Raw genomic sequence first — 865 nt, 5'->3', positions numbered from 1 at the left:
ATTTATCCGCAGGCCCAGCATCCTTATTCGTTTGAACTGAATAAGGACATGCATATCTCAGCCGCTCATTTTATCCCTCGGGAAAGTGCGGGAGCGTGCAGCAGGGTTCACGGGCATACGTATACCGTAAATATAACCGTCGCCGGCGACGAACTTGACGATTCAGGCTTTCTTGTCAATTTCAGCGTACTCAAAAAACTGGTGCACGGAAACTATGATCACACGCTATTAAATGATCATGAAGATTTTTCTCAGGACGACCGGTATTCGCTGCCGACAACTGAAGTCGTGGCGAAAACGATTTATGACAACGTACAGGCTTATTTAGACACTTTGGAGAATAAGCCGACCTGTGTACAGGTGTTTGTCCGTGAAACACCGACAAGCTACTGTGTCTACCGTCCGAAGAAGGGTGGTTTGAATGGCTAAAGGAATTCCTGTATTAGAAATTTTCGGCCCGACAATTCAAGGAGAAGGCATGGTGATCGGACAGAAAACGATGTTCGTCCGGACAGCCGGCTGTGATTATTCCTGCAGCTGGTGTGACTCCGCCTTCACTTGGGACGGGTCTGCTAAAAAAGATATTCGCTGGATGACGGCGGAGGAGATTTTTGCGGAGCTTAAGGACATTGGCGGAGACGCGTTTTCTCATGTGACGATCTCAGGCGGCAACCCGGCCCTGTTAAAACAGCTGGATGCTTTTATTGAACTGCTGAAGGAAAATAACATCCGTGCAGCGCTTGAAACTCAAGGGACCGTTTATCAGGATTGGTTTACGCTGATTGATGACCTGACAATTTCTCCAAAACCGCCAAGCTCAAAAATGGTAACGAACTTTCAAAAGCTTGACCACATTTTAACTTCA

Annotated in this window: 2 protein-coding genes; both read left to right on the top strand. The window is 47.1% G+C overall.

The features are described from left to right. Window positions 1-429 (top strand): 6-carboxytetrahydropterin synthase QueD (gene queD / locus ACWHAR_RS24925; RefSeq protein ID WP_452088160.1); only part of this gene is annotated, 429 nt, incomplete at its 5' end. After that, the coding region (queE, locus tag ACWHAR_RS24920; RefSeq protein ID WP_452088159.1) for a 7-carboxy-7-deazaguanine synthase QueE at window positions 422-865 on the top strand (444 nt) is incomplete at its 3' end. The genes queD and queE, both read left to right, overlap by 8 nt.

Source organism: Bacillus sp. LR--39 (assembly GCF_053613335.1).
This window is presented reverse-complemented; position numbering and strand designations above follow the sequence as displayed.